General features: G+C 71.3%; 16 protein-coding genes. 5 read left to right on the forward strand and 11 right to left on the reverse strand.

What is annotated here, in order from left to right; translation table 11 throughout:
* Window positions 1-534 precede the first annotated feature (534 nt).
* Both ACZ63E_RS21465 and ACZ63E_RS21470 read right to left on the reverse strand, forming a co-directional pair.
* The gene (locus tag ACZ63E_RS21465; protein ID WP_465307402.1) at window positions 535-735 is read right to left on the reverse strand and encodes a hypothetical protein; all 201 of its coding nucleotides are present in this window, start codon (window positions 733-735) and stop codon (window positions 535-537) included.
* Window positions 732-1,316, reverse strand: a complete 585-nt coding sequence (locus ACZ63E_RS21470) for a hypothetical protein (protein WP_465307404.1) — start codon at window positions 1,314-1,316, stop codon at window positions 732-734. The genes ACZ63E_RS21465 and ACZ63E_RS21470 overlap by 4 nt, the downstream gene beginning before the upstream one ends.
* A gap of 109 nt (window positions 1,317-1,425) precedes the next feature.
* Between ACZ63E_RS21470 and ACZ63E_RS21475 the strand changes: the two genes are divergently transcribed.
* From ACZ63E_RS21475 to ACZ63E_RS21485, 3 genes are all read left to right on the forward strand, one after another.
* On the forward strand, window positions 1,426-2,598 hold the full coding sequence (locus ACZ63E_RS21475) for a sensor histidine kinase (protein ID WP_465337895.1): 1,173 nt from the start codon (window positions 1,426-1,428) through the stop codon (window positions 2,596-2,598).
* A 34-nt stretch (window positions 2,599-2,632) separates the two neighbouring features.
* Entirely contained in the window at window positions 2,633-3,286 is a 654-nt protein-coding gene (locus tag ACZ63E_RS21480; protein ID WP_465337896.1) for a response regulator, read from the forward strand.
* A 70-nt stretch (window positions 3,287-3,356) separates the two neighbouring features.
* Window positions 3,357-4,799 carry an amino acid permease gene (locus ACZ63E_RS21485; RefSeq protein ID WP_465338099.1) on the forward strand — a complete coding sequence of 481 codons (1,443 nt, stop codon included), beginning with the start codon at window positions 3,357-3,359 and terminating at the stop codon, window positions 4,797-4,799.
* On the opposite strand, the gene ACZ63E_RS21490 is transcribed toward ACZ63E_RS21485, so the two are convergent.
* The 3 genes from ACZ63E_RS21490 to ACZ63E_RS21500 form a co-directional block, all read right to left on the reverse strand.
* The gene (locus ACZ63E_RS21490; protein ID WP_465337897.1) at window positions 4,777-5,559 is read right to left on the reverse strand and encodes a DUF6885 family protein; all 783 of its coding nucleotides are present in this window, start codon (window positions 5,557-5,559) and stop codon (window positions 4,777-4,779) included. The two genes, ACZ63E_RS21485 and ACZ63E_RS21490, sit on opposite strands and share 23 nt — an antisense overlap.
* An 8-nt stretch (window positions 5,560-5,567) precedes the next feature.
* A complete protein-coding gene (locus ACZ63E_RS21495; protein ID WP_465337898.1) occupies window positions 5,568-6,920 on the reverse strand; it encodes a type I glutamate--ammonia ligase in 1,353 nt (450 codons plus the stop codon).
* A gap of 806 nt (window positions 6,921-7,726) precedes the next feature.
* Window positions 7,727-8,533: an EamA family transporter gene (locus ACZ63E_RS21500; protein WP_465338100.1), complete on the reverse strand. Its 807-nt coding sequence runs from the start codon at window positions 8,531-8,533 to the stop codon at window positions 7,727-7,729.
* A 342-nt stretch (window positions 8,534-8,875) separates the two neighbouring features.
* Here ACZ63E_RS21500 and ACZ63E_RS21505 point away from each other — a divergent pair, with 342 nt between their 5' ends.
* Window positions 8,876-9,052, forward strand: a complete 177-nt coding sequence (locus tag ACZ63E_RS21505; RefSeq protein ID WP_247011850.1) for a DUF7455 domain-containing protein — start codon at window positions 8,876-8,878, stop codon at window positions 9,050-9,052.
* Between the two features lie 155 nt (window positions 9,053-9,207).
* Here ACZ63E_RS21505 and ACZ63E_RS21510 read toward each other — a convergent pair whose 3' ends face one another.
* The 6 genes from ACZ63E_RS21510 to ACZ63E_RS21535 form a co-directional block, all read right to left on the reverse strand.
* Window positions 9,208-10,389, reverse strand: a complete 1,182-nt coding sequence (locus tag ACZ63E_RS21510; protein WP_465337899.1) for an ROK family protein — start codon at window positions 10,387-10,389, stop codon at window positions 9,208-9,210.
* Between the two features lie 11 nt (window positions 10,390-10,400).
* Window positions 10,401-11,867: a sugar ABC transporter permease gene (locus tag ACZ63E_RS21515; protein ID WP_465337900.1), complete on the reverse strand. Its 1,467-nt coding sequence runs from the start codon at window positions 11,865-11,867 to the stop codon at window positions 10,401-10,403.
* A gap of 20 nt (window positions 11,868-11,887) precedes the next feature.
* On the reverse strand, window positions 11,888-12,661 hold the full coding sequence (locus ACZ63E_RS21520) for an ATP-binding cassette domain-containing protein (protein WP_247063508.1): 774 nt from the start codon (window positions 12,659-12,661) through the stop codon (window positions 11,888-11,890).
* 90 nt (window positions 12,662-12,751) lie between these two features.
* Window positions 12,752-13,891 (reverse strand): sugar ABC transporter substrate-binding protein, encoded by a 1,140-nt coding sequence (locus ACZ63E_RS21525; protein ID WP_465337901.1) that lies wholly within the window; start codon window positions 13,889-13,891, stop codon window positions 12,752-12,754.
* 644 nt (window positions 13,892-14,535) lie between these two features.
* Window positions 14,536-14,769, reverse strand: a complete 234-nt coding sequence (locus ACZ63E_RS21530; RefSeq protein ID WP_465337902.1) for a hypothetical protein — start codon at window positions 14,767-14,769, stop codon at window positions 14,536-14,538.
* 169 nt (window positions 14,770-14,938) lie between these two features.
* Window positions 14,939-16,675, reverse strand: a complete 1,737-nt coding sequence (locus ACZ63E_RS21535; RefSeq protein WP_465307421.1) for a DEAD/DEAH box helicase — start codon at window positions 16,673-16,675, stop codon at window positions 14,939-14,941.
* A 224-nt stretch (window positions 16,676-16,899) separates the two neighbouring features.
* Here ACZ63E_RS21535 and ACZ63E_RS21540 point away from each other — a divergent pair, with 224 nt between their 5' ends.
* On the forward strand, window positions 16,900-18,048 hold the full coding sequence (locus tag ACZ63E_RS21540; protein ID WP_465337903.1) for a YihY/virulence factor BrkB family protein: 1,149 nt from the start codon (window positions 16,900-16,902) through the stop codon (window positions 18,046-18,048).
* Window positions 18,049-18,066 lie beyond the last annotated feature (18 nt).

An 18,066-nucleotide genomic window follows, 5' to 3' on the forward strand; every position in this document is an offset into this window, starting at 1 on the left:
CACGCTGGCACAGCCGCCCCCGGGCCGGACCGAGCCAACCACCGACCACCCCGCCCGGCCGCGGTTCGTGCCGTACCGACCGCGAGCACACTGGCGCAGCCTCCCCGGGCCGGACCGAGCCGACCTCCGACCACCCGGCCCGGCCTCGGCTCACGCCCGGCCGACCAGCGGGCACCCGGCGCGGCCACCCGGCCAGACCAACCCGACCACCCGACCGGCCCGGCCCGGCTTCGGCTCAGGCCCGGCCGACCAGCGGGCACCCGGGCGCAACCACCCCGCCCACCGCCAACCACGCCTCACATCGAGCCGACCAGCGGGCGTCCGATGCAGCAGCCGGGCCGGGCCCGACCACCCCGGACCGGCCCTCGCCTCACACCGAGCACCAGCGCGGCCAACCGCAAGCCGAGCCAACCTCCGGCACCGACCCAGCCTCGGCTCACCGCGCCGACCCCGAGCACCCTGCGCAACCACCGCGGCACCAGACCGAACCAACCCCAACCAACCGGCCCAGCCCGCCCGCCATCCAGCGCAGCATCACCTCGTGCTCTTGCGCGCCCGTCCCGCGAACAGCACCGCCGCCCCGGCGAGCACCATCACCACGCTCGCCGCGATGTGCAACGACGGCGGCAGCACGTGCAGCTGGACGAACCAGCTCGGCGAGTTCGCGCCGAGCAGCCGGTTGAGCAGCCCGCCGCCGCCCTGGACGACCAGCAGGATGCCGAGCAGCTCGGTCATCGGCGCACCTCGCGGGCGGGCTCGCGCTTGCCGAACAGCTCTTCCCAGATCGGCCCGGTCGCCAGCCAGATCGCCGACAGCACCCCCAGCCGCGGGAACCAGTCCCACAGCGGCGCGACCTGCTCCGGCGTGCCGATCGCGTAGATCGCCGCCAGCAGCGCCGCCGCGGCCAGCGCGCAGGCCAGCACGCACTTGCCGAACTCGCGCCACTCGTGGCGCAGCTTCTCGCGCCCGTACCGCTTGGGCGGCGGGGGCGGCCCGCCGGCGAACCGGTGCGCGAACCGCGCGTCGGCCCAGCGCACCATGCTCGGCCCGAACACGACGCTGAAGCCGAGGTAGACGGCGGCGAGACCGTGCGTGAAGTTGGCCTTCGCCCCGCTCGCCAGGTCGATCACAGTCGCCACCAGCACCACGACGTCGACCAGCGGCACCATGGCGAGCAGCACCACCGACGCCCGCCGGGCGTGCAGCGCGTAGCGCACCGCCAGCCCGGCCACGATGAACACCCAGAACCCGATCTCCCCGGCCGCGATGATGGCGGCCATGGGGTTCTCGGAGAGGAACTTCCCGATCTCGTTCACCGTGCCAGCTTCGCCCGGGCGGGCGCCCGGGCGCGTCGTCGGAGAGCACGACGGGCCGTCATCACTTCGTAGGACGCGGACCGGCCACGCGATGTGATCAGATGCTCCTGTGCACTTCCCACGCCTGCGCTCGCTCCCGGTGTGGCAGCAGGACGGCCTGATCGCGCTGACGACGTGGCTGATCGGGTTCCTGGTCTACGCGGCCGGGATCCACCGGCTGCTCGCCGGGTTCGACCACGCCCCGTTGTGGGTGCGGCTGCTGGAGCTGACGGCGCTGTGCGGCCTCGAGCTGCTCCGCCGGTGGGTGCCCGGCGCGCTGCTGCTGGCGACGGTGGTGCTGGCGGTGGACATCGCGCTGAGCCCGTCGCTGCCGGTGATGATCGTCTTCACCGACTTCCTCTACGCGGCCACGCTGTACGGCTCCCAGCGCACCAGCCGGGTGATGATCGGCGTCGCCGCGGTGTCGGTGCTCGTCGTGCTGGCCGCGGTGCTGGTGCTCGCGCAGCAGTGGCGCACGGCGGTGCTGGCCGCCCTGGGTGTGCTGCCGTTCGTGCTGACGCCGGTGTGGTGGGCGGCGAACGTCCGGCAGCAGCGCGACATCGCCGAGACCGAGCGCGCGAACGCCGGGCAGCTGGCCAAGATCGCGCAGCTGGACAGGCGGGCCGCGGTGGCCGCCGAGCGCGGGCGGATGGCGCGCGACCTGCACGACGTCATCGCCGGGCACCTGTCGGCGATCGCGATCCAGTCGGAGGCGGCGCTGTCGATGCCGGATTCGAAGCTGGCGAAGACGGTGCTGGAGTCGGTGCGGGAAAACAGCGTCAGCGCGCTGGAGGAGATGCGGGCGATGATCGGCCTGCTCAAGGCCGAGGGCGGCGACGCGGAGACGACCGCGCCGGCGCGGCTGGCGGACCTGTCCAAGCTGGTGGAGTCGGCGCGGGCGAGCGGGCTGGAGGTGCGCGTCGGGTCCACAGTGGACGAGGTGCCGCTGCCGACGGCGGTCGACCTGACGGCGTACCGGATCGCGCAGGAGGCGCTGACCAACGCGGTGAAACACGCGCCGGGCGGCCGGGTCGACGTCGACGTCCGCTACCTCGACGGCGTCCTGGCGGTGGAGGTCCGCAACGACGTCCACCACCGCCACGCGCCCCCGGCCGAAGGCTCCGGCACGGGGCTGCTGAACATGCGCGAACGCGCGGACGCGGTCGGCGGCACGCTGACCGCGGGCCCGGCCGACAGTGGCTGGCTGGTCCGCGCGGAGCTGCCGGTAGGAGGCACGACGTGAGGGAGACGACGCCGTCTCCGGCGAGGGAGACCCCATGACCGTCAAAGTCCTGGTCGCCGACGACCACAGCGCCATCCGGTCCGGCCTGATCATGATCCTGAACAACGCCGACGGCATCCAGGTGGTCGGCGAGGCCGCCGACGGCGCCGCGGCCGTGCGCCAGGCCCGCGTGCTGCGGCCGGACGTCACGCTGATGGACGTCCGGATGCCGGGCACCGACGGCATCGCCGCCACCCGCGAGCTGGTCGCCGAAGGGCTGACCGAGGTGCTGGTGCTGACGACCTTCGACCTCGACGAGTACGTCCACGCCGCCCTGCGCGCGGGCGCCGCGGGCTTCCTGCTCAAGTCCGTCGCGGCGCCCCGGCTGATCGAAGCGGTGAAGCTCGTCGCGGCCGGCGAGGGCGTGCTGGCCCCGCAGGTCACGCGCCGCCTGATCACGGCGTTCGCGGCGAGCACCCGCGACCCGGCGCCGGCCCCGAGCGGCCTCGACGACCTGACCGAGCGCGAGCGCGAGGTCCTGGGATGCCTGGGCGCGGGCCTGTCGAACGCCCAGATCGGCACCCGCCTGCACATCGGCGAGACCACGGTGAAGACGCACGTCTCGCGGGTGCTGACCAAGCTGGACCTGCGCTCCCGGGTCCAGGCGGCGATCCTCGCCCAGGAGACCGGCCTGGCCGAGGAAAACTGAGCCGGGCCGTTCTGCGAAAACGCTCGTGACCTTCTAACTTCTCCTCATGGGTGTGCGGAGAACGTTGAACGTGGACGAGGTCCTGAAGCGCCAGGACTCCGGCGAGCTCAAGCGGCGGCTGCGCGGGCGCGACCTGGTCGGGTTCGGCGTCGGGATCATCATCGGCACCGGCATCTTCACCCTCGCGGGTGTCGAGGCGAAGACACACGCCGGGCCCGCCGTGACGCTGTCGTTCGTGCTCGGCGCGGTGGTCGCCGGCCTAGCGGCGCTCTGTTACGCGGAGCTGGCCTCCAGCGTGCCGACAGCGGGAAGCGCTTACACCTACGCCTTCGCGACCCTCGGCGAGATCTTCGCCTGGATCATCGGCTGGGACCTGCTGCTGGAGTTCGCGCTCGGCGCCGCCGTGGTGTCGCGCGGCTGGTCCGGCTACCTGGCGAACCTGCTCGGCCTGTCGCCGGAGTGGTTCGGCGAAGACGCGAAGGTCAACGTCGGCGCCGTGCTGATCATCGCCGTGCTGACCGTGGTCGCCGTGCTGGGGATCAAGGAGTCGGCCTGGCTGACCAACCTGCTCGTGTGCGTGAAGGTCGCCGTCTGCGTGCTCGTGCTCGCCGTCGGCCTGTTCTTCGTCAAGGGCGCGAACCTCACGCCGTTCATCCCGCCCGCGAAGGCGCCCGACGGCGGCTCGACCGTGCTGGAGCAGCCGATCGTGCAGGCCGCGCTCGGTCTCGAGCAGTCGGTCTACGGCATCGCCGGGATGATCACCGCCGCGGCCGTGGTCTTCTTCGCCTACACCGGTTTCGAAGCGCTCGCGAACCTCGGCGAGGAGACGCTCAACCCGCGCAAGGACCTCCGCGTCGGCATCCTCGGCGCGCTGGGCGTCTGCGCGCTGCTCTACATCGGCGTGTCGATCGTGCTGACCGGCATGATCCCGTTCACCGACATCGACACGGGCGCGCCGCTGGCGGACGCGTTCGACCGGGTCGGCCAACACTGGGTGGGCGCGCTGATCTCGCTCGGCGCGGTGACCGGGCTGACGTCGGTGATGATGGTCGAGCTGGTGACGATCGGGCGGATCGGCTTCGCGATGGGCCGCGACGGCCTGCTGCCGAAGGCGCTCGGCCGCACCCACCCGAAGTGGGGCACCCCGCACCGGATGACCATCGGCGGCGCCGCGCTGATCGCCGTGCTGGCCGCGTTCATCCCGATCGCCGAGCTGGCCGACATGGTGAGCATCGGCGCGCTGTCGGCCATGATCATCGTGGCGGTGGCGGTCCCGGTGCTGCGCCGCCGCCGTCCCGACCTGGACCGGCCGTTCAAGGTGCCGTTCTCGCCGGTCGTCCCGGTCCTCGCCGCGCTGGCGTGCCTGTACCTGATGCTCAACCTGAACGTGCTGACCTGGATCCGGTTCGCCGCGTGGCTGGTGATCGGCCTGGTGATCTACTTCGCCTACGGCCGCCGCCACTCCCGCTTCGCGCCGGAAAACGCCGAAGTCAGTCCCAAAAAGACGGAGTGAACCCGGCGACGCGGACCGCTTCGCGCGTCACGGCGGCGTGGTCCGCGTCGACGACCACCAGCACCCCGAGCCCGGCGAGCGCCGCCGTCACCCATTCGACCGGCTGGTCGTGGATCCCGTTGTCCCCCAAGGACGCATAGGTGTCCACAACGGACAGCAGGGTGCCTTCGGCGCCGATGCGGACACCCGCCAGGAGCACGAAGTGGCCGCCGGGCGGGCGCCAGCGGGACGTCCACAGTGGCGGGACGCCGGTGTCGAGGTAGTCGAGCAGCGCGCGCTCCGGGGTGTCGGTGGCGCCCAGCTCGGCGCCGTCGATCCGGGCGATCACCGCGACGCGCGGCACGTCCCAGAGCCCGGCCAGGAGGTCGAAGAGCGCTTCGGTGGTCCACTCCCCGGTCGCCGGCACCGCCGTGAGGGCGCCGCGCGAGAGCGACGAGAGGGCCACCGCGAGCCCGGAAACCCGCGTGCCTGCAGCGGCGGGGTCGTCGACCACCGGGACGGGCAGCCGGAAGCCGGCCCGGCCCACCTCCCCCGCCGGGCGCACGACCGGCCCGCGAACGGTGCCGGCGGCCACCGCGACGGCGTCCTGGTCGGGCACGTCGAGCCCGGCCGCCCGCAGCGCCGCGAGCCCGCAGAACGCGGCGGCCAGACCGTCTTTCTGCGGCAGCTCCGCCTGGGCGGTGGCGGCCAGCCGGGCCCCGCCCGGCAGCCACCGCACCCCGGACAGGTCGAGCTGCCCGCCGTCGATCCCCGAAGACATCGGTCCCCTCAGTAGCGCCACAGGTGTGCGGTGACGATTTCCTCGACACTCCGTTCGGCCGCCCACGCCGCGTCGGACGCCCGGACGGCGCGGAAGGCGCCGAGCAGCTCGTCCCCGAGCGCGCCGGCGATCCGGGGCGAGGCCAGCAGCGCGGCGTCCTGCTCGGCGGTGTCCGCGGGCAACCGGCGCACACCGCGCGTCTCCCGCTCCCCCGCCGTCCAGCCGCCCGGGTCCTCGCCGATCGGCTCGGGCAGCGCGGGCGAGTCCTCGATGCCGGCCATCCCGGCGGCGAGCACGACGCCCAGCGCGAGGTACGGGTTGGCCGAGGCGTCGGAGGTCTTGAGCTCGACGTTCGCGTGGTCGGCGCCCAGCAGCGGCGAGCCGGGGACGTACCGCAGCGGCGCTTCCCGGTTCTCGACGCCCCAGAAGGCGTACGCGCCGGCGAAGTAGCCGGGACGCAGCCGCAGGGTCGACGGGACGCTCGGCGCGGTGACGGCGGTCAGCGCCGGCAGGTCGCGCAACAGCCCGGCCAGGTACCCGGCGCCGTCGCCCCCGGGCCGGCCGTCGCCGTCGAGCAGGTTGCGGCCCTTGCGGCGGACGGAGGTGTGCAGGTGCCAGCCGTTCCCGGCCGAGCCGAGCCCGATCAGCGGCGCGAAGCTGACAACGAGGCCATGCGCGTGCGCGGCGGCGTGGATGGTCTGCCGGGCCAGCAGCTGGTCGTCGGCAGCGGAGACGGGATCGGTGGCGGCCAGCGAAAGCTCGAGCTGCGCCAGGCCGTACTCGGCGTGCAGCTGCCCGATCCGGAGACCGTTGGCGGCAAAGTCGTGCAGGAGGGCAGCGACGAAGCCGTCGAGCCCGACCAGCGCGTGCGGGCTGTAGGCGGGCCCGGGATGCCCGGGTTCGCTGACGATGTCGGCGCTGCCCGCGGGCGCGACGGCGAACTCGAGCTCATAACCGGCCCGGAACTCCAGCCCGCGCCGGGCGCCTTCGGCAACCTGCGCCTCGAGGACGGCGCGCTGGCAGTAGGGCCAGGGGTCACCGTTTTGGGTGAGCTGCCGCACGGGCGCCCAGGCGAGGGCGGGCTGCCCGGCAAGCCGCCGCAGCCGATCGAGGACGGGCACGAGCCGAATGTCCCCGGACGGCGTGGCGAGCCCGGCGTGGCCGTAGGTGATGGCGTCATGGCTGTCGAAGACGGCGAAGAGCGAGGTGGCCCCGACGCCCCGGGTGGCGGCATCGGCAAGCCCGCCGACGGGAACGATGCGCGAGCGCGGAATGCCGTTGTTGTCGGCCCAGGCAAGGTGAACCCCACTCACCCCACCGGCAGCGAGATCCTTCGCCGCAGCCGACGCCGCTTTGGTCATGCCCACCACCTCCTCCGCCCCGCAACAGACCCCACCCATCCCGGGGGACGAGCCCCGCTCCAGCGTATCGGGCGGGTCCGACGAACAGGCCGGGAAGAGCGGCCGTCGAGCCGGATTGTCCACATCACGGTGAGGCTGTGGGTAACTCGGTCCTGGTGGGCTGGAGCTGGTCCGGGGAGGCCGCTGTGTTCAGGGAAGAGGCGGAACCGCCCTGCTCGGTGCCTCGCCGCTCCCCGGGTGGCGTGCCGCACACGCCTGGCTTCACCAGGAGGACTGGAGCTGGCCTGCTCGGTGCCTTGCCGCTCCGAAGCCGGCGCCGCACCTCGCCTCGCCGCACCTCGCCTCGCCTCGCCAGGAGGACTGGACTCCGGCCTGGGGCAGCCGGAGGGGCCTGGCCGCCCGCAGCGGGCCGGTGCGCCCGGAGGGTCGGAACCACCAGGGCCGGGGCCTCGCCGCATCACTGAGGCCGGAGCGCGCGCTGTACGTTGCCGCGCCCAGAGGATCGGAGCCATACCGCGGCGTTGGCCGCGCCCGGCGCCTGAGCCCGCCTTGGGTGCGCCACCGGCGCGGCTGCAGGTCAGGGGCCTTCCGCGACCGGTTCGTGCCCGGAGGGTCGGACCCGCCCTGGGGTGGGCCCCAGCGCGCCCGGCTCAGCGCTCATCCGGCTTTGAGCCCGTCGCGGAGGGCGGAACCACGCAGGACATGTCCCGAATGAACCCATTCGGGACATCTGGCGTCCCCAATGGGCCATTCGCGACACTCAAGCCAGCCTGGCAACCGAGACCGGCAACGACTCGTCGAAAACCTCAGCCGGGCGGCTCGGCCACCGGAGCCACCGCATCATCCCGCCCCCGCAACGCCACCCCACCCACAACAGCCAACGTCCCCAAAGCCTCAACCACCGACGGCACCTGCCCCAGCACCACGAACCCCATCACCCCAGCCGTCACCGGCAGCAACGCCAGCAACACCGCAAACCGCCCCTGCCCCACCCGCCGCAGCACAACCTGGTCCAGCGCATAAGGCACCACCGTCGACAGCACCCCGACACCCACCCCCAACAGCAGCATCCGCGGCGAAGACCAAGCCTCCCCCGCCCCGAGAGCCAACGGGGACAGCACCACCGTCGCCGCAGCGAAGCCGATGGCCAGGCTGTCCAGTCCCGATCCCGAGGCCGACGCCACGCGCTTACCCAGCAAGATGTAACCCGCCCAAGCCGCCGCCGCGGCCAAAGCGAACAAAACACCCAAAGCGGACCCCGACAGCTGCACATCCGCGATCGCCACCACGCCGCAGGCCACCAGCAGCACCGCCAGCACGTGGCGCACCGACCGTGAGCCGAACGCCGCCACCACCACCGGGCCGGCGAACTCCAGCGCCACCACCGTGCCCAGCGGGAGCCGCGCGATCGCCTCGTAGAAGAGCACGTTCATGCCCGCCGTCACCACGCCGAAGATGATCGCCAGCACCAGCCGGCGGCCACGCCAGGCCGCCTTTCCGGGGCGGCGCCAGGCCAGCAGGACCAGCGCCGCGCCGAGGCAGCGCAGCCAGGCCACCCCCGCCGGTGTCGCGTGGCCGAAAAGGCCGATCGCGACCGCCGCTCCGGCGTACATCGAAATTCCGCTGAGAACGAACAAGAGCGGAGCGGGTACCGCGGAAAGCCGCCGCGACGCAGTCATCGTGCTCACCTCTCCATGGTGCCTGACCACGGAAAACGTAACTCTCCGGGTATTCGTCTCCTGCATTGCGGGACTCGGCTACGACATCCGGGGTAAATCGACGTGACTCAGGTCCCACCGGCGCGGGAACACTTGCGGGCCGCGAAACGTCTGGAAGAGTGGAAGCACGAACACCGCGGAGCCGGAGGCGATCGCCGCCCCCGGCGTCAGTCCCGAAGTGGGCGTAGCTGGATCGATGGCACTGGGCAACCGGTGCCGGGACGGAGGGAGACCCCCATGACAACGCCGACGCTCACCCGCCCCGAACTGACCGCCGCCGACCGCTGTGACCGGTGCGGGGCCGCAGCTCAGGTACGCGCCGTCCTCAAGGGCGGCGAGCTTCTCTTCTGCGGGCACCACGCCCGCGAGCACGAGGCCAAGCTCAAGGAACTGTCCGCCGACATCCAGCGGTAACGAACCCCGAAACGCCCGAAGGCGGCCGGTGCGCACAGGCACCGGCCGCCTTCGTATTTCCGAACCTTGCACAGTCTGCAACTTGCAAAGTGCGGGGTTAAATCACGGCCCGGCCGCGGAATGCCGTGATTCCGGACACGGGACAAGACAGAAAATCAGACAGAATCCAGCACGACTTCGAACGCGACTTCCGCGGCGCCCAGCAGCTTCACGTCGGCCCCCAGCGCCGAGCTGACGATCCGGGTGCCGCCGACCGCCCGGCTCACCAGGCTGCGCCGCCGCACTTCGGCGCCGACGTGCCGCAGCACCGCCTCGGGCAGCACCGTCAGCAGGTCGCCGAGGATCACCAGCTGCGGCCCCAGCAGGTTGACGACGTTGATCAGCCCCAGCGTCAGCCACTCCGCGAACTCCGCCAGCCTCGACAGCGCCGCGTCCGGGTCCCGGCCGAGCTCACGCAGCTCGAACAGGATCGCCCCGCGCGGGGTGTCCTCGGGCAGCCCGAGGGCCCGGCACAGCGCCGCTTCGCCGACCTCGGTCTCCCAGCAGCCGCTGCTGCCGCAGTAGCAGGGCCTGCCGTCCGGGCGGATGACCATGTGCCCGATCTCGCCGACGTACCCGGCGCCGCCGCGCAGCGCCGAGCCCTCGGCGATGACCCCGCCGCCGACCCCGACGTCCGCCGAGATGTACACCACGTCGGACGCCCCGCGGGCCGCGCCGCGCAGGTGCTCGGCGACCGCGCCGAACTCGGCGTCGTTGCCGACCAGGATCGGGATCTGCAGCACCGCGCCGAGCCGCTCGCCGAGCGCGACGTCGGTCCAGCGCAGGTTCGGGGCCTCGTGCACGTGCCCGTCCGCGCGCCGGACGACGCCGGGCACCGACACCCCGGCCGCCACCGGCGTCACGTCGAGGTCGCCGGCCAGCACGGTCGTCGACTCGATGACGTGGGTGATGACCTCGTCGGGCTGGCCCATCCGGCCCCGCAGGTTCCAGCTGTTGCGGCCCAGGATCTGGCCGCCCAGCCCGACGAGCGCGATCGCGACGTGCTCGACCTGCAGGTCGACCGCGAGCACGACCGCCGCGTGCGGCTGGGGCAGGACCAGGAGCGAGGGGCGGCCCGCCCCTCGTCCCGGCCTCGGCACCTTCTCCTCGACGACACCAGCTTCGGCGAGCCCGTCGACGAGGGTCTTGATCGTGCTCCGGTTGAGCCCCAGCTCGGAAGCCAGGGTCGCCCGGGTGCTCGGCCCGCCGACGTGCAGCAGGCGGAGCAGGGTCGTGCGGTTGTGCCGACGCACCTCGTCCGGTCGTGCGACGGGTGAGCTGGACACGGGCTTGATCATCCCATGCTGGTTCAGCGCGTCGACGCAGCCGCGCGGCGCCGCGACAGCGCGTCCACCGTGGCCGCGAGCAACAGGACCAGGCCGGTGACGATGTTGACCACCGCGGCCGGCTGCTTGAGCAGGCCCAGGCCGTTGATGACCACGGCGATCACCAGGCCACCGACCACGGCGTCGGCCACGCGGCCCTTGCCGCCGAACAGCGACGTGCCACCGATGACGGCCGCGCCGACCGAGTACAGCAGCGTGTTGAGGCCACCGGACTGCGGGCTGACCGAGCCGACCTTCGACGCGGCGACGATGCCGCCGATGGCCGCGACCGCCGAGCCGATGACGAACACGCTCGCCCGGATCTTCGGCACGTCGATACCGGCGCGGCGGGCGGCTTCCTTGTTGCCGCCGACCGCGTAGACGTACCGGCCGTACCTGGTCCGGTTGAGCACGTAGGTCCCGGCCACCAGCAGCACCAGCATGATCGGGATGACGTACGGGATGCCCTCGATCGTGACGACCGCCTTGTTCGGCGAGCGGTTGATCGTCAGCAGCCAGGTGCCCAGCGCCGAGAGCACCACGAGCGCGGTGACCTTGGCGACGACCAGCGCCGTCGGCTGGACGACCAGGCCGCGCTGCAGCCGCCGGAAGTGGCTGAGCAGCGTGATCACCGCGAACCCGCCGGCGGCGACGAGGAAGAAGATCCAGCTGCCGACGACGTTCAGGTTGCCGTTGGCGATCTTGTACAGGACGTCGGAGTTGGTGATGCCGATCGTGCCGCCCTCACCGATGAACTGCAGCAGGACGCCCTGCCACACGATGAACAGCGCCAGCGTCACGACGAAGGACGGCATGCCGATCTTCGAGACCAGGAAGCCGGTGATGCAGCCGATCGCGGTGCCGACGCAGATGGCCAGCAGGATCTCCAGCCAGGCGTTGGCGGGAACGCCGATCGCGACGAGCAGCAGGCCGACCAGCGACAGCGCGGCGCCGGCCCAGATCCGCTGATAGGCCGACAGCAGCATGGCCGCGGCGAGGACCGCGATGAACGTGATGAACACGCCGGAACCCATTGAGCCCAGCAGGTTGCCTGCGTGGACGTAGTGCAGGGCCATCACCGACGCGGCGGTGCCGGAGGCGACACCGGCGGCGAGGTCGATCTCGCCGAGCAGCAGCACGAAGACGATGCCCATCGCGATGATGATCACGCCCGCGCCCTGCGGGAAGACGTTGGCGATGTTGGCCAGCGTGAAGAAGTTGTCCGACAGCGCGCTGAACAGGATGACCAGCACGAGCAGGCCGAACAGCGACGGCAGCGAGCCGAGCTCGCCGGCCCGAAGGCGGGCTACGTAGTCGCGGATGGCTTCACCGGGTGACATCGATGTCGTGTCGATGCCGAAGTCGGTGATGGCCGCGGTGGGGTTCTGGGTCTGCGCGAGCGCTTCCGCGGCCGGCGTGCCGACCTCGGGCTTGGCAGGGGTTTCAGTCATTTCCGGTTCTTTCTTCCCGCTCACAGGACCACGGCTTCGGGCCGGGCCAGGCCGAGGTCACCGGAGCGACCGGCGGTGATCAGCTCCACGATCTGGCCGTGGGAGACGTCCTTCGTGTGCACCTCGGCGACGAGGCGGCCGAGGTAGAGCACCGAGATGCGGTCGGCGACCTCGAACACGTCGGCCATGTTGTGGCTGATCAGCACGACCCCCAGGCCCTGCTCGGCGAGCCGGCGGACCAGGTCGAGCACCTGCCGGGTCTGCGCCACACCGAGGGCGGCGGTCGGCTCGTCGAGGACGACGACCTTGCTGTTCCACAGCACCGACTTGGCGATGGCCACGGTCTGGCGCTGACCACCGGACAGCGAAGAGACCGGGGTGCGGACGGACTTGACCGTCCGGACCGAGAGGGAAGCCAGCGTCTCGCGGGCGGCCTTCTCCATGCTGGCTTCGTCCAGCTTCCACGAGTTGCCGCGTTCACGGCCGAGGAACATGTTCTGGACGATGTCGAGGTTGTCGGCGAGCGCCAGGTCCTGGTACACGACCTCGATGCCGAGGTCGGCCGCGTCCTTGGGACCGCGGATGTGGGCGTCCTGACCGTTGAACCGCACGGCCCCCGAGTCGTACGGGTGGATGCCGGCGATGCACTTGACGAGGGTCGACTTGCCGGCGCCGTTGTCGCCGACGAGTGCGGTCACTTCGCCCGCACGCACGTCGAAGTCCACGTCGTGGAGGACGTGGACGGGGCCGAAGCTCTTGTTCAGGCCCTTGATCTCGAGAATGGGCTCACTCATGGATGGCATTTCTCCTGGGTGGGGACCGGGCCGGGACGCGCCGTCGGGGTGCGCGTCCCGGCCCGGCTGTTCATGGGTACTGCGGAGTGCTCAGGAGATGCCGAGCGAGCTGCACTTGGCGGCGAGGTCGCCACCACAGATCTCGGCGGCCTTCACGTAGCCCTGGGTGACGACGGTCTTGACGTCCTTCTCCAGGATCGTGGTCGGCGTGAGCAGCACCGACTTGATGTCGCGGTTGTTCTTCGGGTCGTGGAGCTTGCCCGTCGCGATCGCGTCGGCGCCCGCGGTGTCACCCTTGGCCAGGGCGGCGGCCAGCTTGGCGGTCGACTCGGCCTCTTCCTTGATCGGCTTGAAGACCGTCATGTACTGCTCGCCGCGCATGACCGCCATCAGGCCGTCGGCGGTGGCGTCCTGGCCGGTGACCGGGACCTTCCCGGCGAGGCCGTTCTTCTTGAGGATGGTGATGACCGCGCCGGCCAGACCGTCGTTCGCCGCGACGACGCCGTCGACCTTGCCGCCGTTGGCGGTGAAGATCTGCTCGAACGTCGTGCCGCCGAGCTGGTTGTCCCAGTCGTTGATCGGCTGCTTCTGGATCCGCTTGAGCGTGCCCGCCGAGAACAGCGGCTCGAGCACGGAGTCCTGGCCCTTGGTGAACAGCGTGGCGTTGTTGTCGGTCGGGGCGCCCTCGATCTGGACGACACCCGCGCCGGCCTTGCTCTTCAGCGCGTCGGCCATGGCCTGGCCCTGCAGCTGGCCGACCTTCTCGTTGTCGAACGAGACGTAGTAGTCGGCGGAGCCGCCGAGGCTCGGGCGGTCGTAGTCGATGACCGGGATGCCCGCGGCCTTCGCCTTGGTCTCGACCGCGGAACCGACGGCCGGGTCACCGGGGGCGATGATCAGGACCTTGACACCGGAGCTGATGAAGCCGTCGGCGAGGGTGGCGAACTTCTGGTTGTCACCCTGGGCGTTCTGGACGTCGACCTCGAAGCCCTGGGCCGACAGCGCGGCCTGCAGCATCGGCTTGTCGAACGCTTCCCAGCGCGCCGAGGTGGCGGTCTCCGGGAGGATGACGCCGACCTTGCCGCTGGCGCCGCCGGCGGCGGCGGGCGCGGACGAGGACGCGGAGCTGCTCCCCGTGCCCCCGCTGTCTGAACTGTTGGCACCACAAGCGGACAGCACCAGGCCGGTGCTCACCGTCGCGGCGAGGAGGGTAAGGGTTCTGCTGCGCATCCTCGTTCCTTCCGGATCCAAGCATTGGTGACGAGCGGCCCTCGGCTTCGCTTCGGGCCTAGCGGGGCGGCGATCCGGAGGGTCCCGGCGCACCGACGCGCATATGTTGTGGGCGACAACATATGCCGCTGAGCGGCTGCGGGGAAGATAGCTGGATCGATTAAATGACACCAATTGGACACGGTTCGGCAACACGAGCTGAACCTCGCCCGGAAAGAGTAGATCCGCTGACGATGTGATCGCCAGCACTCACCCTGTGTTACATCCAGGTTTCTTGACGCCTTGAAGGTACTCCGCCGGTGTACACCGAGTGCGATCCACCGCGAAGTGGTGGTGAACCCACGGCAAACACGCGGGACTGGTCGCCCACTTGCGAACTTCGGACCCGGGATGCCCGAACCGCCACCGGCTGGGGGACGCACGGGCAGCCGGGAGAAGACCGATCGGGCACGCAACGTCACGGAGTTGTGGAAGGTCCGTGGAGGTGGTGGTGGAACGGACGGTGACCGGCGGGTTCAGCCTCCTGGGCGACACCGGTGGCTGGGACAGGCCGGGGAGGTGGGCTCGGCTGGAGTTGGCGGCTAGCCGGGTTGGACGGATCGGCGAGCAAACCGCGCGGACCGGGCAGCGCCGGTGGAGCGGACTCACCGGAACTCGTAGGCCCCAGGTGAGCGGTCGGCGCCGGACCGCGATCCCGCGCCGAGCCGCACGCCCAGGTCAAGGTCAAGGTCAAGGTCAACGGCAACGGCAACGGCAACGGCAACGGCAACGGCAACGGCAACGGCAACGGCAACGGCAACGGCAACGGCAACGGCAACGGCAACGGTGCCACAGTCCAGGTCGGCAGTGCCGAGATCGGACAGCGGTACCGAGGTCAAGGGCGGCCGACCTGACCGGCGCGCGACCACCGTCCTCGGACCGCCCCCGCCGGCTCGACAGCCAGGCCCGATGAAGTGAGTGACTCATTCATGTCACCAGACGCCATGAATGAGTCATTCATGGCGCTTCGGCCCGGCGCTGGGCCAAAGCCGGACCACCGGGCGCAGGTCACCAGGACCGCAGGGTGACGATCCGCTCCTCCAGCTGCTCCACGGTCGCCATCGCGGTAGGCGGCCCACCACACACCCGCCGCAGCTCGTTGTGGATCGCGCCGTGGGGCTTCTTCGTGCGGTGGTGGTACATGCCCACCAGCGCGTTCAGCTCCTTGCGCAACGTTCCCAGCCGCTCGCTCACCGACGCCGGGCGGGCCGCCGGTGGGGGCGCCTCCTCCTTCGCGGGCTTGCGGCGCTTCTCGTCCGCGATCTGCTCTTCCTGCCGCTTGCGCAGCAGCGCGCGGACCTGGTCCGGCTCCAGCAGGCCCGGCAGCCCCAGGTACTCCTGCTCTTCGTCCGAGCCCGAGAACACCGCCGTGCCGAACGAGTTGCCGTCGTAGATGACCTGGTCGAGCTCGGCCGAGGCGCCCAGCGACGTGAACGCCTTCTCCTCCTCGCCCGGCTCGTCCTCGGTGCGGTTGGCCTGGGCGAGGAGCTCGTCCTCCCAGCCCTCCTGCTCGCGGTGCGGCTTGCCCAGCACGTGGTCGCGCTGCGCCTCCAGCTCGCTGGCCAGCTCCAGCAGCACCGGCACCGACGGCAGGAACACGCTCGCCGTCTCGCCCTTCTTGCGGGCTCGCACGTAGCGGCCGATCGCCTGGGCGAAGAACAGCGGGGTCGACGCGCTCGTGGCGTACACCCCCACCGCCAGCCGCGGGACGTCGACGCCTTCCGAGACCATCCGGACCGCCACTATCCAGCGTTCCTTCGTCTCGGAGAACTCCTTGATCCGCCCGGACGCCTTCGGGTCGTCCGAGAGCACCAGCGTCGGCGCCTCCCCCGAGAGGCGCTCCAGGATCTTCGCGTACGCGCGCGCCGTCTCCTGGTCGGTCGCGATGACCAGGCCACCGGCGTCCGGGACGTGCTGGCGGACCTGCGACAACCGCGTGTCGGCCGCCTGCAGCACCGCCGGGATCCACTCGCCCGCCGGGTCGAGGGCGGTGCGCCACGCGCGGGCGTTCTGCTCCGCGGTCAGCGGCTCGCCGAGCCGGGCGGTGAACTCCTCGCCCGCGCTCGTGCGCCAGGAGGCCTCGCCCGAGTACGCGAGGAAGACGACCGGCCGGACCACGCCGTCGGCCAGCGCGTCCGCGTAGCCGTACGAGTGGTCGGCCTTGCTGCGCTGGAAGCCGCCCGCGTCCGGCTCGTAGGTGACGAACGGGATGGCCGAGTCGTCGGACCGGAACGGCGTCCCGGTCAGCGACAGCCGCCGGACGGCCGGGGTGAAGGCCTCGCGGATCGCGTCACCCCAGGACTTCGCGTCGCCGCCGTGGTGGATCTCGTCGAGGATGACCAGCGTCTTGCGGTTCTCGGTGCGCACGCGGTGCAGCGTCGGGTGGGCCGCGACCTGCGCGTACGTCAGCGCGACGCCGTTGTAGTCCGACGACGTCACGCCCGTGGTGTTGCGGAAGTTCGAGTCGATCTGGATGCCGGCCAGCGCCGCCGACGCGGCCCACTGGTGCTTCAGGTGCTCGGTCGGCGTCACGATGGTGACCGCCTCGATCGTGCGGTCGCTCAGCAGCTCCGCCGCGATCCGCAGGCCGAACACCGTCTTGCCGGCCCCGGGCGTCGCCACCGCGAGGAAGTCCTTGGGCCGCGTCGTCAGGTACTTGGTCAGTGCCCGCCGCTGCCACGCCCGCAGCGGGCGCGCGGTCGAGTCCTTCTCCGCGGGAGGCGCCCCGAGCTGCGTCTCCGTCATGCCGGTCCCCCCTCGCTCAAGTGCCTTGACGTGCGCTGTGACGTGCAAAAACCCTCACTGTGGCACCGACTTCGGCGTCGATGGCTGCGGTGAGGGCACTGGAGCGAGTCTACCGGCCGGGTCCGACAGTTCCGGGCACCGGCACGGGTGATGTCACCCGACACGCCCGGCCGCAGGGGGTGTGACGAGCCAAATCCGCACGGATGGACCATGCTGGACACGTCATGGGTGAGGTGCAGCCGTCCGCAGCGACGAAGGTGGCCCGAAGGGGGCCGTGGCGGCTGCTCACGCGCACGCTCGCCAAGGCCTGGGAAGGCAACATCTTCTCCGAGGCCGCCGAGGCCGCCTTCTGGCAGACGCTCTCGCTGCCCCCGCTGCTGCTCGGCCTGCTCGGCAGCCTGGGCTTCATCGGCGAATGGTTCGGCCAGAACGTCGTCTCGGCCGTGCACGACAAGATCATCGGCTTCTGCCGGACCGTGTTCAGCCAGAACGCCGTCCACGACATCATCGAACCCACGGTCAACAGCATCCTCACCGTCGGCAAGGGCGAAATCGTCTCGGTCGGCTTCCTGATCTCGCTGTGGGCGGGTTCGTCGGCGATGTCGTCGTTCGTCGACGCGATCACGGTCGCGCACGACCAGTACGGCGTCCGCAACGACGTCTGGCAGCGGATCTTCGCGCTGCTGCTGTACCTGGGCGGCCTGGTGATCCTGGTGGTCGGCCTGCCGCTGCTGGCGATCGGCCCCGACCTGCTGCCCGAGTTCTTCCCCACGGACTGGCGTCCGACGGTGGCGTCGTGGGTGAACGCGCTCTACTTCCCGACCCTCGCGGTGATGATCACCCTCGCGCTGACCACGCTGTACAAGCTCGCCCTGCCGCGGAAGCTGCCGTGGCACCGCGGGCTGCCGGGCGCGGTGCTCGCCATGGTCGTGTTCCTGCTCTCCTCGGTCGGCCTGCGCATCTACCTGAACTGGATCACCAAGACGGGGTACACCTACGGCGCGCTGGCCGCGCCGATCGCGTTCCTGCTGCTGACGTTCTTCGTCGGGCTCGCCGTGGTCGGCGGGGCGTACTTCAACAGCGCGATCCAGGAGCTGTGGCCGGCGAAGGCGACCCGGCGCCAGCGCCGGAAGTGGCGGCGGCTGGAGATGGAACGCGCCTCCGAGCGGCTGCGCACGGAGGAAGGGCGCAAGCTGTGGGAGCGCACGACCACGCCGCTGCGGCGCCCGCGCGCCGAAGACGTCTCCGCAAACGGCGACGGTGAAGCGTCCGAAGAGGACGAACCGTCACCCAGCGCACCGGAACCGGCACCCAGCGCGGCTCAGGGTCGCGATTCATCCCCGCGGACGACACAAAATCAACCCGCAGACTGAGTCGCTCCTCAGCATCGC

This window comes from Amycolatopsis sp. NPDC104819 (assembly GCF_055583145.1).

Excerpts from the sequence above, each read along its gene's own strand:
- ACZ63E_RS21500 (WP_465338100.1), bottom strand. The coding sequence starts at position 8,533 with ATGTACGCCGGAGCGGCGGTCGCGATCGGCCTTTTCGGCCACGCGACA.
- ACZ63E_RS21465 (WP_465307402.1), bottom strand. The coding sequence starts at position 735 with ATGACCGAGCTGCTCGGCATCCTGCTGGTCGTCCAGGGCGGCGGCGGG.
- ACZ63E_RS21515 (WP_465337900.1), bottom strand. The coding sequence starts at position 11,867 with ATGACTGAAACCCCTGCCAAGCCCGAGGTCGGCACGCCGGCCGCGGAA.
- ACZ63E_RS21505 (WP_247011850.1), top strand. The coding sequence starts at position 8,876 with ATGACAACGCCGACGCTCACCCGCCCCGAACTGACCGCCGCCGACCGC.
- ACZ63E_RS21490 (WP_465337897.1), bottom strand. The coding sequence starts at position 5,559 with ATGTCTTCGGGGATCGACGGCGGGCAGCTCGACCTGTCCGGGGTGCGG.
- ACZ63E_RS21510 (WP_465337899.1), bottom strand. The coding sequence starts at position 10,389 with ATGATCAAGCCCGTGTCCAGCTCACCCGTCGCACGACCGGACGAGGTG.
- ACZ63E_RS21480 (WP_465337896.1), top strand. The coding sequence starts at position 2,633 with ATGACCGTCAAAGTCCTGGTCGCCGACGACCACAGCGCCATCCGGTCC.
- ACZ63E_RS21535 (WP_465307421.1), bottom strand. The coding sequence starts at position 16,675 with ATGACGGAGACGCAGCTCGGGGCGCCTCCCGCGGAGAAGGACTCGACC.
- ACZ63E_RS21540 (WP_465337903.1), top strand. The coding sequence starts at position 16,900 with ATGGGTGAGGTGCAGCCGTCCGCAGCGACGAAGGTGGCCCGAAGGGGG.
- ACZ63E_RS21520 (WP_247063508.1), bottom strand. The coding sequence starts at position 12,661 with ATGAGTGAGCCCATTCTCGAGATCAAGGGCCTGAACAAGAGCTTCGGC.
- ACZ63E_RS21495 (WP_465337898.1), bottom strand. The coding sequence starts at position 6,920 with ATGACCAAAGCGGCGTCGGCTGCGGCGAAGGATCTCGCTGCCGGTGGG.
- ACZ63E_RS21525 (WP_465337901.1), bottom strand. The coding sequence starts at position 13,891 with ATGCGCAGCAGAACCCTTACCCTCCTCGCCGCGACGGTGAGCACCGGC.